The sequence below is a fragment of the Leyella lascolaii genome, assembly GCF_900079775.1.
Lineage (GTDB): Bacteria > Bacteroidota > Bacteroidia > Bacteroidales > Bacteroidaceae > Prevotella > Prevotella lascolaii.
On sequence record NZ_LT556051.1, the window covers coordinates 119,594 to 135,746 of the forward strand.

At 54.3% G+C, this 16,153-nt stretch carries 8 protein-coding genes and 1 tRNA gene; 1 reads left to right on the forward strand and 8 read right to left on the reverse strand.

Features of this window, described 5'->3' with window-relative positions:
• Window positions 1-25 precede the first annotated feature (25 nt).
• The 5 genes from BN4609_RS15335 to BN4609_RS15355 all read right to left on the reverse strand — a co-directional run bounded on the left by BN4609_RS15335 (window position 26) and on the right by BN4609_RS15355 (window position 7,743).
• On the reverse strand, window positions 26-2,614 hold the full coding sequence (locus BN4609_RS15335; protein ID WP_068857364.1) for a calcium-translocating P-type ATPase, PMCA-type: 2,589 nt from the start codon (window positions 2,612-2,614) through the stop codon (window positions 26-28).
• A gap of 303 nt (window positions 2,615-2,917) precedes the next feature.
• Window positions 2,918-4,957 carry a DUF5686 family protein gene (locus tag BN4609_RS15340; RefSeq protein WP_164071715.1) on the reverse strand — a complete coding sequence of 680 codons (2,040 nt, stop codon included), beginning with the start codon at window positions 4,955-4,957 and terminating at the stop codon, window positions 2,918-2,920.
• A gap of 143 nt (window positions 4,958-5,100) precedes the next feature.
• A tRNA-Ile gene (locus BN4609_RS15345) sits at window positions 5,101-5,174 on the reverse strand.
• Window positions 5,175-5,928: 754 nt separating this feature from the next.
• The gene (locus tag BN4609_RS15350) at window positions 5,929-7,155 is read right to left on the reverse strand and encodes a PI-PLC domain-containing protein (RefSeq protein ID WP_068857366.1); all 1,227 of its coding nucleotides are present in this window, start codon (window positions 7,153-7,155) and stop codon (window positions 5,929-5,931) included.
• A gap of 51 nt (window positions 7,156-7,206) precedes the next feature.
• Complete coding sequence (locus tag BN4609_RS15355; RefSeq protein WP_068857367.1) at window positions 7,207-7,743, reverse strand: NUDIX domain-containing protein; 537 nt, start codon at window positions 7,741-7,743, stop codon at window positions 7,207-7,209.
• Between the two features lie 131 nt (window positions 7,744-7,874).
• Here BN4609_RS15355 and BN4609_RS15360 point away from each other — a divergent pair, with 131 nt between their 5' ends.
• Window positions 7,875-8,699 (forward strand): alpha/beta hydrolase, encoded by an 825-nt coding sequence (locus tag BN4609_RS15360; protein ID WP_068857368.1) that lies wholly within the window; start codon window positions 7,875-7,877, stop codon window positions 8,697-8,699.
• Between the two features lie 113 nt (window positions 8,700-8,812).
• Here BN4609_RS15360 and BN4609_RS15365 read toward each other — a convergent pair whose 3' ends face one another.
• The 3 genes from BN4609_RS15365 to BN4609_RS16010 all read right to left on the reverse strand — a co-directional run bounded on the left by BN4609_RS15365 (window position 8,813) and on the right by BN4609_RS16010 (window position 15,773).
• The gene (locus BN4609_RS15365) at window positions 8,813-9,988 is read right to left on the reverse strand and encodes a thioredoxin-like domain-containing protein (protein ID WP_021992615.1); all 1,176 of its coding nucleotides are present in this window, start codon (window positions 9,986-9,988) and stop codon (window positions 8,813-8,815) included.
• A 215-nt stretch (window positions 9,989-10,203) separates the two neighbouring features.
• Window positions 10,204-12,429 (reverse strand): putative Ig domain-containing protein, encoded by a 2,226-nt coding sequence (locus BN4609_RS15370; protein WP_068857369.1) that lies wholly within the window; start codon window positions 12,427-12,429, stop codon window positions 10,204-10,206.
• A 314-nt stretch (window positions 12,430-12,743) separates the two neighbouring features.
• Window positions 12,744-15,773 carry a family 43 glycosylhydrolase gene (locus tag BN4609_RS16010; protein ID WP_164071716.1) on the reverse strand — a complete coding sequence of 1,010 codons (3,030 nt, stop codon included), beginning with the start codon at window positions 15,771-15,773 and terminating at the stop codon, window positions 12,744-12,746.
• Window positions 15,774-16,153 lie beyond the last annotated feature (380 nt).

Below are 16,153 nucleotides of genomic sequence, written 5' to 3' on the forward strand. Positions count from 1 at the left end.
TCCGCATACGTGTGCGGATGCCATGTTATCGTATTCTTTTTGCCGTCAGACGTTTCACGCCTCTTATTATCTCTCCTATCCACAGCACGACAGACGTTCCGGCTATTATGCACAGCCATTCTTCGGCGGAGAGCGGTTCGGTGCGGAACATCTTGCCTCCGAAGGTCACGATGAGCCATTGTCCCGCGAGGATGATGCACAGTGTGAGCAGCAGTCCCGGGTCTTTCAGCAGCTCGTTGAATGCCGAGTGGTTTGTGCCGAGCGTCTTAGCGTTGAACAGGTTCCACCACTGTATCATCACGAACGCCGTGAAGAATATTGTGAGAGCCTTCACACTGATTGCTCCGGACACCGAGCAGCAACGCTCGCAGTATATGAGCATGCCGAGCATCACGAGGAAGAAGAGCACTCCCATGGTCAGTATGCCGTACGCCATCTTGCGGTTTATGATGAAGTCGTTCTGATTGCGGGGCTTGTCTTTCATCACTTCGTGCGACGGAGGGAGCGATGCCAGCGCCATGGCAGCGAACGTATCCATGATCAGGTTCACCCATAATATCTGCGTTACGGTGAGCGGCAGCTCGGTGCCTATTATAGAGCCGCCGAGCACGAGCAGCAGTGCCGTTACGTTTACTATGAGCTGGAAGAAGATGAAACGCTGTATGTTGCGGTAGAGCGAGCGTCCCCACATCACCGCCTTCACTATGCTCTGGAACGAGTCGTCTATCAGAGTGATGTCGCTGGCGTTCTTCGCCACGCTCGTGCCCGAGCCGAGCGACAGTCCCACATGGGCGTGGTTGAGTGCCGGCGCGTCGTTTGTGCCGTCTCCGGTCACAGCCACCACCTCACCGTGTTTCTGCAGAAGCTGCACCAGTCTCTGCTTGTCTGTCGGCCGTGCGCGGCTCATCACCTTTAGCGACTCCACCCGTCTGTAAGCCTCCTCGTCGCTCAGTGCGGCGAAGTCAGGTCCTGTTATCTGGTCGGTCGCGGGTGTATCGTCTTTCCATATGCCTATCTGTCGTGCTATCTCCACGGCTGTCGCCGACGTGTCTCCGGTAACAATCTTCACCTGAATGCCCGCCGAGTGACATTCGCCCACAGCATCCGGCACGTCCGTTCTCAGCGGATCGCTTATCGCTGCCACCGCCTGCAGCGTCAGACCTTCAACGTTCATCGCGTCAGTCTGCCTGCATGCGAATGCCAGAGTGCGCATTGCCTTGTTCTGATAAGCGCGCAGCTGTGCGGTGATTCTGGCTTTCTCGTCGTCCGTGATGTTGCAGAAGCCCATCACAATCTCCGGCGCGCCCTTCACGAAGAGCCAGTCCTTGCCGTCCACCTGTGCCACTGTCGCCATGTATTTCCTTTCCGTAGAGAATGGCAGACGGTCTTTTATCTCAGCCGTCCGGCGCATCTCAGCATAGTCTGTGCCCTTGTCTCTCAGCCTGAGCAGCAGAGCCACCTCCGTCGGGTTGCCTATTCCCTTGCCCTCGTTGTCGATGTTGGCTGTGGTGTTGAGCGCGATGGCGCTTGCCATCAGTTCCTCGTGAGCCGTCACCACCATGTCTGCCACCTGCATGCGGTTCTGCGTAAGCGTGCCCGTCTTGTCGGTGCATATCACTGTCGCCGCACCCATTGTCTCGCAGGCATGCAGCTTTCTCACGAGATTATTGCTCTTGAGCATCCGTCGCATGTTGAGAGCCAGAGCCAGAGTCACTGCCATCGGCAGACCCTCGGGCACTGCCATGACGATGAGGGTGACAGCCATCATGAAGTAGTTGAGCGTCACCTCCGCCATCTTCAGATAGTCGGCGCCCTGCCACAGAGGATTTGTCATTATGTCGTGAGTGAGGAATATGACGAACGCCGACACCGAGACGCCCGTTCCTATCTTGCTTATGAGCTTCGCGAGCTTGCCGAGCTGTATGTTGAGCGGAGTCTTCACAGCCGTCATCTCCGTAGCCTTGCGCGCCACCTTTCCTATCTCCGTGCTGTCGCCGACGGCGGTCACCACTGCGACACCGTTGCCGTTCATCACCATTGTGGAGCGCAGCACCGTGTCGGACGGATAGGTCGCCTCCTTGTCGGAGGGTGTCTCACCGGTCACGACGTGCTTGCTTATTATCGGCTCGCCCGTAAGCGACGACTCGTCTATCTGCAGGTCGGTTGACGCGATGAGTCTTCCGTCTGCCGGAATCTCGTCTCCCACCTCAATGATGATGACGTCTCCCACCACAACATCCTTGCGCGGAATCTCCGTCACCGTGCCGTTGCGCCTCACCTTCACGGGCGATTCCTCTCCCAGAGCCGTGAGAACGTCGAACTTCTTTGCGGCGTCTCGCTCGAAATAGAATCCTATTGTCGTCGCAAGGATTATGGCGAGCACTATTCCGATTGTCTCGATGAAGTCCTTGTGGAAGAACGCCAGGGCGAGCGAAGCCACTGCCGCCACGAGCAGGATTCTGATTATCGGGTCGTTGTATTTTTCCAGATAAAGCCTAAGCAACGATGTTCGCTTTGGCGGTGTGAGCAGGTTTTCGCCGTGTTCTCTCCGGCTTTGTTCCACTTGCTGGTCGTTCAGACCATACGAAAGGTTTTTCTCTTTTTCTTTGTCCATATGTTTAAAAAAGTGAGCTTGTCGCATTCTGATGTCGTGGCGGGGCGCTTCCGACGCATTTCGGATATATAAATATCATCCAAAACTTATGCAAAGATAATGCCAGCGAGCGGAAAGAAAGCTTGCTTTCAGTTTCCCGAGCGCCGCTTATCTTATGCAAAGATACTGCAAAAGAGGTGCGCCACAAAAGAATTTTATTTATTTTTAAGATGTAGTCAGTCTTGTTATGACATGCTCCGGATGAGTTATGGCGTCACAGAGTGAACATGGATGCTTTATACAGCAAAGCATGATGCTCGTCTGTCACCATTGTCTGAAAAGCTCCACACCGAACCGGAAGCCGATGCCGTCGAACTTTCCGTTCTTCTGCGACACGAATATGCCCGTGGAGAACAGGCGTGTGGCGAAGCCGTATCCGTACTCCATGTAAGGGTGGAGGTCCTTCACCGTGAGAGCGTTGACATATATGCGTTCCTTCTCCATGAAACGCCCAGCCCACGGTATCCACGCCAGTATCATCAGAGGCGACTCATACGTGATGTTAGCCCTCACGTAGTATTGCGACGAGTTATACCAGTTTGAGTTGAGAAGCTCGAAGTCGCACGCCCAGTCGTCATACCATCCGCCCGGCAGGTTGTTCTCGTGGAAGTTGCTGTAGTCAAGGAAGAAGCGGTCCTCTCCGCGGTGCGAGTAGAATCCTGCGCCTGCTCTCATCTGCAGGGACTGCAGTGCCGAGATGTTCCATATGTACTGTCCGTCCGCCTCATACCGCTCATACTCCATGCTTGCGCCCAGCAGTCCCTTTATGCTCCGTTCGTAGTTGAGTGTCAGCACGGGTCCTCCGAACCCCATGGGGCGGTATTCCACCTCCACCAACGGTGCCGCCGAGGTGTATGTCGAGGGCATGCCGAGCCTGTCGTAAGCCTTCTCGTGCAGAGCCGAACGGCGGTGAACAGACAGTCCAGCCATCATGCTCAGCTTGCGTGATAGGTCGTAGTGACCCACGAGCCGCATGTTGAAGTCGTTGAAATAGGTCATGTCCTTCAGTCCGGCGGCTATGGAGTCACCGAACATGTTGTTCACGGTCTTGAGCACTCTTGTGTTTGATATGCGGTTTCCGTTGCCCACTTTCAGCTGTATGTATCCGTTTCTGCCACGGTCGAAATAGTAGTTCAGGGGCAGCTCGAAGTAGAACCTCTTCTGCTTGAACGAGTATCCCGCCTTGAACCTCGCCGATATCAGATGGTTGGAAGAGAAGTAATAGTTGGCTCGCAGGTCGAACTTATACACCAGTCCTTTCCTTCCGCTGTACCCGAGATAGAGCGGGTTGAGCAACGGACTGACGCGGAAGTGTCCCTGCCTGTTGTTGCCGAAGTCAGACTTTATGCGCCCGAAGAGGTGCTCGCCCACGTTGTCCCACAGCTTCTCTGTGAGTGTCCGCTTCTTCCGGCGCGACGCAGTGTCGGCGGCTGCGGCTGCTTTCCCGCTCTCATACTCGTTGAAGAGGCGCAGCTCGTGAGGCGACAGCTCCTCGGGACGTATGCGGTTGAGCATTGCCGTGTCGCCCTTTCCGGCTATCGTGTCGGTGATGAGCCTCGGCAGTCCGTGCATAGACGTATAGTCGACAGAAATGTCGTTGCCGAGGAATCTGAACCTCGCCGTCAGTCCGCATCTCTCAGGTATGAGCGTGCGCACGCCGTGCTCGCCCATCTGTATGTCCATGTGGAACTTCACCATGTCGTACTCTCCCTCCACATACATCGCCTGTATGCGTCCTGCCGTGGGGTCTACGGTAGCAGAGCCTTTCACCAGCCGCGTGTTGTCGAGCTTGGGGCTGAACTCTATGCGTGCCGTTCCGTCCTTCCTGCGGCTCACGCGGTAGCGGTAGTAACGCCTGTTGCGGCGGTAGAATGGTGAGAGGATGTTGTTGTCGATGAGCAGTTCTCCGTAGACGTCGGGCATGAGATATTTGAGCACCGTGGGCATTATCGTCTTGCTGCGCGGTATGGTGGAGCGCGAGAGAATGGTCTTCACGTCCATGTCGTCCATGCTTCTGAACACCATTCTGGAGTAGCTCTCGCCCACATACTCGCGTTTCCCGCCGTGCGCCACGGCATACATCGACGGTATCGCCATGAGTATCGCGTTGCGGCGGCGGGTCCTTATGCCGAACTTCATGTACGAATAGAGCTCGGCAGGAGCCATGCGCACCGAGTCCATTGCCGCGGCGTAGGCGAACACGCGCTTCATCAGCAGCGCGTCGTCTTTCTGTGATGCCATTGCCGGGCGTGGCGCGAGGCACAGCATTAAAAGCGTTATGATATAGCCACGGACTGTGTCCATCGGTGATGATATTGATGAAAACGGGTGGAAAGAGAGTTTTTCCCAGTTATCCGAGCACCGTTTTCATTTTACAAAAGTAATGCAATAATTTGATAAAAACGGAAAATCCGCAGATAAAAATATATCTGCGGATTCGCTCTTCGTGGGCCAACCAGGGCTTGAACCTGGGACCTCCAGATTATGAGTCTGTTGCTCTAACCAACTGAGCTATAAGCCCGAGAAACCTCATTGGTGAGGATTTCGGGTGCAAAGTTATAAAGTTTGGCTCAAACTACCAAATTTTTTTGAAGAAAAATGATGCCACAGCGTCCTTTACCCTCTTTTTTGTAAGGACGTAGGCGTTTGTGTGCGGTGTGGCGGGTGCATGAGGACCGCGGTGCGGCGGTGTGCCGGGGCTGGTGTGGAGTGGGGCGGAGAGACTGACCGGAGGACGTGTCGTAGAGGAGGGGACTGTAGCGTGCGTATGTGTGCGTATGGTCAACTAAAAAGGTGCGGAGTGTTAAACGCTTCCCCGCGAGAATCGTCCGCAGGCGCGAGGGGGAACGTGTGACGCTGAAAAACGTGAATATTCGCGCTTTGCGCAAGTGGTTGACAGTCAGGAGTATAGATTTGCTGACGCCGCGAGAGAATGTTTCTGAGCTGCGAAAGAGGCTTTTCCGTGCTGTCAAAGAGGCTTTTCCGCATGGCGGAAGAGGCTTTGCTGAGGTGTGATAAAGCATGTCCGGTGGGGCGGAACGGGCTTTATGACGTGAGAAAAGCGGAAAAGACGCGGTCCGATTGACGTCTTTTCCGCCTCAAAGGCGTGTGATATGGTGTCGCGGCAATCTCTTTCGCGTGTCGCGGAGGAGATTTTTTGGGAGAGTATTTTAAGTTAAATTTTAAGCGGATATTCCAAAATATGACATATGAGTGATTTTATAATGCCTGTCAATTCAGGACATCTGCTTGGCACTTGTCTGCCCTGCGACGGTTCATTCTACCAATACCTTCAGGTTCTCTCCAGCACTCCTCACGATGAATATGCCGTCGGAGGGCATCTCAGCCTCTGTCACTCCGCATGTCACCATGGTGCCGTCGGTGCGGTAGACAGCCATCGGGGAGTCCGAGCTTATGGTGTTCCGGCTCACGCTAACTCCCTTATGAGCCTGCGTGTTGTCGCTGATGGCTGTGGTGAGAGGCGTGTGGCGCGAGTTCTGCGCTATTATGGCTTTTGTCAGTTCGAGCCCTCTCACGTCATACTCTCCCGACTTGTCCGTTCCGGCATAGTCCATCATGATGATGCCGGTCGCACCCTGTTCGGTGTCGGGCGAGTTGAGAACGTCGAGCAGAGCCTTGCTTGTGCGTGCGGCATTGTCGCGATAGCCGTCGGAGCTGGAGCCCTTTGTGTAGCCCGAGGCGTGGTTTACGCACCATCGTGTGGACTTCGCCGCCATCCTTATGTCGAGCATGTGGAGCATCGCGTCAATCTTCCTGTCGATGCCGTCGTCGCCCGTACATTCGTAGAAGTCCTGCACAAGGGCGCGCTCTTCTCTGCCGTCAGCTCCGGTGATGACAGCCTTTGTCTGGTCCTGATACAGGTCGCTGTGGCTCCATCCCGTGATGTATGCGCCGTGAGGACCGTTGTCGTAGGTGTCGCGGCTCATCAAAAGAATCTTCCCTCTTATGTCTCCTATGGTGAGACCCTTGCGGAATCCGGCGATGTAGCCGTCCAGTGCATCCGCTGTGAGACTCTTGTCCATGAGTGCCTGCCACTGTGTCTGTATGCCTGTACGGCTGTCGCTCTCGTGGCGCATTATCACTATGGCGAACTCGCCTGGGTTCTCCTTCAGCTTGTCGCGCAGTGTGAGCAGTGCGTCGTCGAACGATATGGCGGTCTTTATGATGCCGTGATATATGTGCAGATATGTGCCTTCCGTGCCGTTCTCGACTGTTGGGCGCAGGTCGAAGGCACGTATGCCGCAGTCCCACTGCTGGCTTATGGTGAGGTCTTGCGTCTGTGCCGTGCCCGGTCCGAGCAGTGTTCCGAGCGCTCCTGAAAAGCCCTCTCCTGTGGCGGAGTCGTGTGTTCCGGGTATGGAGAGGTCGCTCACGTAGGTGTTGTCTGGCATTGGAGTGATCCAGTTGTCTGCAGAAACCGGCATTGCGGCAGCCATTGCAGTTATGACTGCCGCCATGAATTGTAGTACGTTTTTAGTCATAGTGTATGGTTTTTTATGTGTTACGGTCTTGCTTGCGGGGCTGCTCAGTGGTCACGGCAGCTTGCCTTTGTCAATCATGTCCTTGAATATGGACAGTCCGTATCTGATGGAGCTCAGTCCGAACAGCTCGGTGTGTATGTCCTCGGGAGCCATCCAGAAACATTCGGCTGCGTCGTCTCCGGCGCGCAGCTTCGTGGTGTCTGTCACGCGGCAGAGGAAGAACAGGTCGAGCGTGGGTATGTCGATGCCGCTGAATCGGTAGGAGTTGGGCAGGCTGAACATATAGCGTGGGGAGGTGATTTCGAGTCCCGTCTCCTCCCTCACCTCACGTATGACGCCCTCCTCAGCCGTCTCTCCCGCGTCGGCGAATCCTCCGGGCAGGTCGAGCGTGCCTTTTGCAGGCTCTCTGAGCCGCCTCTCCACGAGCAGCCTTCCTTCGTTGTCGAGTATGAACGCCGCGTTTGAGGAAGCCGGGTTCACAAAATATTCGAATCCGCAATTGTCACATTTCTTGCTTTTCACGCTGTCTGTCGTGAAATGACTGCTGCCGCATACCGGGCAGAAAGCAAATTTTTCGGTTATCCGCATGATAATAAGCTGTCTGATTGTAATATTGTTTTTTTGGTCCGGGACAGCCTTTAGTTGCCCCGTCACACTGCAATATTATGAAAAAAAAGTTATCTTTGCAAGTAAAAGGTTTTAATATTTACAAAGACGATATGAGATTGAGAATTATGGCATTGGTGCTGGCAGCATCGGCGGCATGGCTCGCCGCTCCTGCCCAGAGAGTGTTTGACATGGACTTGTGGCAGGGCAAGGTGAAGGTGAAAGGCAGCGATCCTGCCGACACGGCGAAGGTGAGGGTGTTCCTGCCCGAGGCTAAGAACGCCACCGGACGTGCGGTGGTGATATGCCCCGGAGGCGGATACGAGCATCTGGCGATGGGACATGAGGGCTACGACTGGGGACCCTTCTTCAACGACATGGGCATAGCGGCGGTGGTGCTGAAATACCGTATGCCGCACGGAAACCCTGAAGTGCCGGTGAGCGACGCCGAGGAGGCTATGAGACTTGTGAGGCGCAACGCGGCGAAGTGGAAGATAAATCCTGCCGACGTGGGCATAATGGGATTCTCGGCTGGCGGACATCTTGCCTCCACCATTGCCACACACTCCACGGGCGACGCCTTGCCCGATTTCCAGATACTGTTCTATCCGGTCATAACCATGCTGCAGGGCTACGCGCATCAGGGCTCGCGCGATAATCTGCTGGGCACCGACGTGAAGAAGAAGACGGAGCGTTACTATTGCAGCGACAGGCATGTGACACGCACGACACCGCGTGCCTGCATCATCCTTAGCGACGATGACGACATCGTGCAGCCCTCAAACGGGGTGAACTATTACATCGAGCTGTTCCGCTACGACGTGCCGGCGGCTCTCTATGTGTATCCTTCCGGAGGTCACGGGTACGGACTGCAGAGCAGTTTCAAGTATCATGTGGAGATGATGCTCGACCTCAGGGCGTGGCTGCGGAGCTTCTGACAGCGACGCTCACGGCTGCTCCGGACCGTCGGAACGGGCAAGGGGGCTGAGACAACATGTGTCTCAGCCCCCTTGCTTATGCGAGTGCGCCTCCGGCATAGGTGCGCCGCCGTTCAGAGAAGAGCCTCTATCTCGGCATTGACGTCCTTTATCTGGGCGTCGCGCTTCACCACGTTCACGTTCTTGTCGAGAAGGAAGAATGTGGGCACAGCCTGCACGTTGTAGTTGCTCAGCACCTTTGTGTTGTTGTCGTCCATGCGTACGCTTATCCACGGAAGGGCTGCGGTCTTGGTCTTCCAGAAGTGTTCGTCGGCGTCGACAGACACCTGGTATATCTCGAATCCGCGGCTGTGGTACTTGTTGTATATGTCGCGCATCATCATGATGCGGTCTGCCGAGCCGTCGCCCGAGAAGAGATGGAAGTCGAGCAGCACCACCTTGCCCTTGAGGTCTGACAGCCTCCGCACGTTGCCCCGGTTGTCCTTGAGCACTATGTCTATTATTCCGGATGTGTCTACGACGTCAGGATTGATGGTCTTAGCCATCTCGTTCCTTATGATGCGCACGTTTTTCATACCCTCGATGGCTATGTTGTGGAGGTTGGCTCCGCGCTCCGCCTGCGGGTAGAAAGTGTCCCAGCTTGTGGCGACTGCGGCAAACACCTTCACGTCGTCCTCACTGTTGCGCGGGTTGAAGATGAGCATCGACCTGTAGCCCATGCTTATTGTCTGGAAAAGGGCGAAGTAGGCGTATGCCTTCATCGGCTCCTTGTATATGTAGTCGGTCTTCACTCTTGTCTTGTAGGCGTCTATTGTCTTTGCCACACTGTCGTTCACTGCCTGTATGTTGAGCGTGGGGTCGGCTGCGATGGCGTTGATGTCGCGCTGCAGCCGCATCTGCATGAGCGTGAGCTCCTTTATCTTCGAGCAGTCGTAAGAGCCTTTCACCTCATAGGCTGACGCCATTGCGGGCCATGCGGCGTTCACTTCTATTGTCTCCGTGGAGTCTACGGCGATGTTTATTATCTGTCCGGCTATGCGCAGGCGGTAGAACTCCGGCGTGACAGGGTCTTTGCCGCTGAACGAGAACGAGCCGTCTTCGGGCAGTCTAACCGAGTCTGCCGTCACCGGACCGTTGAGGCTCATGTGCTCCAGATAGAGTATGGAGTCCCTGGCATCGGTTATCTTTCCGGTGATGTGGAATTTTCTTTCGTTACATGACGATATTGCCATGAGCATGGCGATGATTGCAGCGAAGGTGATATGGCTGTATCTGTTGTACGTCTTCATATGCAGTGTGATGTGTTGATTTGTTGTCTGCAAATTTAACAAATTTTTTCGTACGCAATGCTCTTCGGGTGATATTTTTTAATAAAACAGTGCCTGCGGGCGCAATGGCAGTCTGCTCTCTGATTGCCGGGCGCAGCCTGTTTTTTTATAAAACAGACAAAGGGCAGACCCGAGAGCCTGCCCTTTGCCGTAAAAAGGATGCCGTGCGTGGCGGTTCAATATTTTATCCTGATGAACTTCACGCCGTGCGACGGAATGAAATAGCGCGTGTCTGACGTGCTGATGTCCTTCTGCCGCCACAGGTCGCGTGCGTAGGTGAGGCTGCCTATACCGAGCTTCCCGAAGTATGAGGAGAAGTCTACCGTGGCGTCGCTGTCGCCCAAGTTGAATATACCCACGGCATAGCTGCCGTCTGCGAGCGGGCGTTTCCATATCTGGATGTCACCGTCGGAGACCTCGCGTTTTGCCTGCTTGCCGAGTATGTCCTGGTTTACTGCGTTCACCTCATTGTTGCACAGCAGTGCGAGAGTGAAGTCGTCGATGCGCGAGATGTCGCAGCCTATGAGCATGTTGGAGGCGAGAAGCGACCATAGCGAGATGTGTGTGTACTGCTCGTCTGGTGTGAGTCGTGTGTCGCGCAGGTTGTCGCTCCATCCCACCATGCCCACGATGAGCATGTCGGGGTCGTTCCAGTGTCCTGGCGCGGCGTACGGATGAAGGTCTGCCTGACGCACGAAACCTATGTCGTAGAGCGACTCCCATGTGTCGGTTATGTCGCCCGTGGTGCGCCATGAGTTGGCGTCGACCACCGGACCCCATTTCCATACATCAGCCATGCCGTACTGGCAGAGACTGTAGAATATGTCGCGCGGCTGCTCGCGAAGGTATTTCTGCATGTGCATATACGGACGGGCGTATGCGGCGAGGCTTCTGTCAGTAGACTTGTCGAACTCGCGCGAATAGCCGCACCAGTCATATTTCAGATAGTCTATGCCCCAGCTGTTGTATGTCTTGGCGTCCTGCTCCTCATGACCGAGCGAGCCGAGATAGTTGCCGCAGGTGCGGTCGCCGGGCGACGAGTATATTCCGAACTTCAGACCGTTGGAGTGCAGCCAGTCGCCCAGACCTTTCATGTCGGGGAACTTCTCGTTCACGGCGATGGTGCCGTCGGCGTTCCGCTGCGGAGCTTCCCATGCGTCGTCAACGTTGATGTAGCTGTAGCCGTAGTCGGCGAGCCCTTTCTCTATGAGGGCACGTGCCGAAGACATCACTTTCTCCTGCGATACGCTGAGGCCCCAACAGTTCCAGCTGTTCCAGCCCATGGGAGGTGTGAGCGCTATCTTGTCTCCCACCTTTATCGTGAACGGCTGTTCTGTCTTGCCTTTGGCGTTCTCTGCCACGATGGTCATCTCATAGTCGCCGCGCTCTCTGATGCTTCCGCTTATCACACCGTTGGCTGCATCGAGCTTAAGACCTTCCGGAAGATTGTTCACGGAGAACTTCATCGGACGCTCGCCCGACACCGGTATGCGGAAGATTACGGGTGAGCCGGGGCGCACTCCGTATACCAGCGGACCGTTGTAGCGCGGTGTAGCCGGAGCGGGTGGGGTGAGGATGTATTTCGGGATATATGAGAATACTGCCTTCTTGCCTGTCGTGGCGTCGGTGCATGTCACTTTTATCTGTACGCACTTGCCTTTGCTGTAAGCCAGGTCGAACGGTTTCGCCCCGTTGCCTTTCACCGTCAGCTTCTTGTTGATGTGCCGGAGGCTCTGTCCGTTCTCCGTGTCGGTGACGTCGATGTCGAGGATGAGGCGTACGGAAGATTTGTTTGTGTTCTTTATAGTGGCTGTGCATACAGGGTTGTCACCTGACGATTTCTGGGCGGAAACAGCCTTCATGCCGTCTATGCGGCTCGGAACGCTGACGCTCACGCCGCTTCCGAACATGCCGCCGGGGTCGTTGCCGTTGTACACTCTCACTGCGAGCACGTTCTCCTTGCCCCATCTTATGGCTTTGCTTGAGGCGGATACGGAGTAGGTACGCGGCTCTTCCCATTTTGACACGTATCCTTCTTTGTCACCGGGTGTGCTTCCAGTCTTGCCGATAAGCACTCCGTTGAGATATGTCTCGTCGGCATCGTCTATCTTGCCCATGACGAAGAGCACGGTCTCTTTGATGTCGGAGTTGTCGAGCATGGACTCCGGCAGGGTGAAACGTATGCGATACCACGCATAGTTGTTCGGATTGCTGATGCCCTGATCGGTCCATGGCTTGAGCATGGATAGTGATTTCCACCGGCTGTCGTCGAACGTCGTGTTTTTCCATTCCATATTGTCGCCTTTCTGGAATTTTGCATCTGTCAGTTTCAAAACCTGGGCGGTGGAGCCCAGCATGGTGGCGACAGACAGATAAAATGTCAGTAATATTGATTTCTTCATATCAGGTTGTATGGTTTGATTGTTCGTTGTCGTGACACATTATATAGTATATAACGTTTGAGGTATGACTCTACAAAGATATAATAAAAATCACCAGACGTGGCAGACTTGCCTGTGTTTTTTTCTTTTTAAGGTCATATGATTGGGTGTTTATATCAAAAAGACAAACACGCATGTGTTTTCTTACAACTCATTTGCCGCGCTACGGTTTTGGTGTATCTGTGTGGCTGCGCTGTGACGGAGATGTGAAAAGGGACGCGCCTTGGTGGAGCGTCCCTTTATAAAGAGGTTTCCCGATGGTGCGGGATATGTTTTCAGTATTTTATTATCTTCTCGCTCGATGAGCCTGACTTGCCCTTTACGTTTACGATGTAGAGTCCGTCAGGAACGTCGGTCACGTCAACATCAACGCTGCCATGACCTTTTCCAGACTTCATCTTCTCACCGTGGACGGTGACAAGCTGCCATTTGAACTTGTCGCCGCTGTTCTCGGTAATGGTGAACTTGTCGTGAACGCGGCGCGGGTCGACGCTTATGGTCTTGTCGCCGCCGGCAGACACCGTGCTCTCTATGGAGTTTGTGGTGTTTATTATCGGGCGTTCGGCTGTGACAGAAGGACGCAGGTTCTCTACGACGGGCCATCCGTCCTCATCCCATGTCACCTTGTCGAGGAACACCTTACGTCCGGAATCGATGTCCTTGGCGTCGTATCCGTGATACAGCATCCAGTGCTGTCCGGCATCGTCGAGCACGAGTTCTGAGTTATGACCGGGACCTACGACGTCAGGACTGCGGTACATCAGGTTGGAGAACTGGTTGTCGAGGGCGCGGTCTCCCACTTTGTTGACATACGGACCCATCAGGTTCTCGGAGCGTGCCACAACCACGTGATAGGTGCTGTTGGCTCCGTCGCAGCACGAACCGGCTGAACCGAACAGGTAGTAATAGCCGTCGCGCTTTATTATGTAAGTGCCTTCCGTGAGCGTGCCTGCTATCTGCACCTTCTCAGCTCCGGGCTTTACGGAGAGTCCGTCGTCTGAAAGCTCAATGCCGTAAATGCCTCGGAACGAGCCCCAGAAAAGGTATTTCCTGCCGTTGTCCTCAATGTAGAACGGGTCGATACTGTTCTGTACGCCTATCTCATTGCTTATGAACAGTTTCTTGGCATTGAGGAACGGTCCCTCAGGACTGTCGGCTACAGCACATCCTATGCCGCATTCCCATTCTCCGCCCCATGCCGATTTGGAGAAGTAAAGCACGTATTTGTCGCCTATCTTGTTGATGTCGGGAGCCCAGATGCCGCCGTTCGGCACCATTGTAGGACGTGTGGCTTCGGTGAAGGCGGTGCCTATGAAGTCCCAGTCGACAAGATTCTTAGACTTGTATATAGGTGTGTTGCGTGTGTCTTCCGTGCCGTACAGATAGTAATAACCGTCGTCGGCGCGTATCACAGTCGGGTCGGGGGCACTCACATTGATGACAGGATTGCTGTATGTATCGGTGCTCTCTTCCGGCTTTTCGGGCTTTATCATCTCTTCAGGAACGCTTGCCGTGCTGCCGGTAACATCCACATTCACCGTGCTGAAAGGCGATCCGTTGTATGAGGCGTTGACAGTCTGCACTCCTGCGGTGTAGCTTCCGTCGGGCAGGACGAGCGTTATCTTGCGGGCGTTGTATGCGTTTCCGGGCTGGTTTACCTTGCGCACGCCGTCTTTATCACCACCTATGAACGAGTTGCCGCCGGCAACCACCTTTCCGTCGGAGTTCATCACGTAGTATTCGAAAGTCTCGTTGCCTACGGCTCCGGCAGGCATGTCCCATGTAAGAATGAGTTTTCCGTCTGCCACTTCAGCCTTCAGATTCTCCGGCTTCTGCGGTGTCAACACCGTTGTGTTGGGATTCTTTGTGGCAGAGAATACGTTTTTCAGTCCGTTGATGCCGCTGTAGAACGTCTCGTCAGACGACTGTGAGACTGTCACATAGTCGTTTACGCCGTCACCGTTGTAGTCTATGAATACCAGACATCCTTCCGAACCGCCTCCCATGCGTATGCTTTCTTCAAAGGAAGCGTTGCCGTCGCCCATACCGATGAAGCATGTCTGGGCACTGACTTCAGGCGACCATCCGAGGTTGAATATATCAAAGTTGCCGTCGCCGTCCCAGTCCATGGCTCCGTATTGGCGGTTTGTGCTGTTCTGTCCGCGCATCTCCGATGTTCCGGCGGCGCCTTTTGCGGTGTATGTCACGCTTCCGTCCGGTGCGATGGAAGAGGTGTATACGCCGTAGACATAGTTCTGTCTGCCGTCTCCAGCCCATCCTGAGAGGTATATGTCAGGTGTCCCGTCGTTGTTGAAATCGGCTACGGCAATGCCTCCCTCGGATATAGCCGGTATGGCTCCGTCGGTGACATATTGTCTGCGGAAGTGTCCCGGATGCTCCGGATCGTTGAGGAACAGGTCGGTGAAATGGGTGTTGTTGCCGTCAGTTGTCCCGAGTTTGTCACGGTCGTTGGAGTTGGAGTTGATGAAGAAGTCAACATATCCGTCGTTGTTGAAGTCGTATGCGAGCACCTGTCCGCACTCGAAGTGATACTTCTTTCCGTCCTGTCCGTATTCGAGAACGTAGGGGTCGGTGAGGAAATGGCTTATCTCGAATACGCCTCCGCCTCTGTTCAGAAGAATGACATTGGCGTCCGTGTATGTCGTCGGGTCACCGCTCTTGTTCGTATGATAGCCCATTCCGACGATGTCGGGCAGTCCGTCGTTGTTGAAGTCGGCTACATCTCCGGAGAGAATATAGCGCATGTCGAACTCCACAGGGCTGCCCTCAGAGTCGACAAACTGCGGTTTGAACTGCTCGAACGTACCGTCTCCGTTGCCGAGGAATATTCCCTCACGGCTCACGTTGTCCACGAACGGCTCATCGTTGTATGTCCTTCCGGCTGTCTCGAAAGCCACGACGTCCATTATTCCGTCCTGATTCATGTCGCAGGCAGAGAGTGAAGGTCTGTCTGCCACGTTGATGTTGATGCCTTCATTGAAGTAAGACAGGTTGTTGTTCACGTTTCCGACAATGCCCCATCTCAGCCTTCTTCCCGGCTCGGCAAGCATCACATGCGTCTTTCTTTTCTTTTCCCAGCTCTGCACTCCTGCGTCGTTTGTGGTCTGCGAGCCTATGCCTGCCATTATGAGGTCGCGCAGTCCGTCGTTGTTCACGTCTATTGCGACGGCATTGGAGTTGTGCGCTCCCCATTCCATGTTTATCGGACTGCTTGGCAGATTGGTCTGAGCCTGTGTCGCTGAGACTGTCAGCAGCATTCCGATCAGAGTAGTTGTTTTTTTCATTTCAGATGTTTTAATTATGAAAATTAGATAAAATGATAATCTGTCCGGGCGTATGTCCGGTGTGATTCCGGCATTTGAGGACGGTCTGTTCCGGCTGTCTGGCGGACAGAAAAAGCGTCTTCTCTTTGACGGAAAAGATGAGAGTGGCATAATGCGGTGTGCTTGTCGATGCAGCATATTTACATCACTGATTATCAGTGACTGTTCATTTTAATCGGTACAACCTCTGTTTTGACAAATACACAGAATGTGGGGACAAATGCAAATCGGTGTATTTCATAGCTTTGCATATATGTGTTGTACCGCTTTCTTTTAGCCTTTTTTGCGAATGTCCGCTATCAGATACAAGGTGTTGAATGATAGGGCATTTCCGCAGGTAT

What these genes read in the sequence shown, in the direction of transcription:
- BN4609_RS15335 (WP_068857364.1), bottom strand. Translation starts at nt 2,614, where the DNA reads ATGGACAAAGAAAAAGAGAAAAACCTTTCGTATGGTCTGAACGACCAG.
- BN4609_RS15340 (WP_164071715.1), bottom strand. Translation starts at nt 4,957, where the DNA reads ATGGACACAGTCCGTGGCTATATCATAACGCTTTTAATGCTGTGCCTC.
- BN4609_RS15350 (WP_068857366.1), bottom strand. Translation starts at nt 7,155, where the DNA reads ATGACTAAAAACGTACTACAATTCATGGCGGCAGTCATAACTGCAATG.
- BN4609_RS15355 (WP_068857367.1), bottom strand. Translation starts at nt 7,743, where the DNA reads ATGCGGATAACCGAAAAATTTGCTTTCTGCCCGGTATGCGGCAGCAGT.
- BN4609_RS15360 (WP_068857368.1), top strand. Translation starts at nt 7,875, where the DNA reads ATGAGATTGAGAATTATGGCATTGGTGCTGGCAGCATCGGCGGCATGG.
- BN4609_RS15365 (WP_021992615.1), bottom strand. Translation starts at nt 9,988, where the DNA reads ATGAAGACGTACAACAGATACAGCCATATCACCTTCGCTGCAATCATC.
- BN4609_RS15370 (WP_068857369.1), bottom strand. Translation starts at nt 12,429, where the DNA reads ATGAAGAAATCAATATTACTGACATTTTATCTGTCTGTCGCCACCATG.
- BN4609_RS16010 (WP_164071716.1), bottom strand. Translation starts at nt 15,773, where the DNA reads ATGAAAAAAACAACTACTCTGATCGGAATGCTGCTGACAGTCTCAGCG.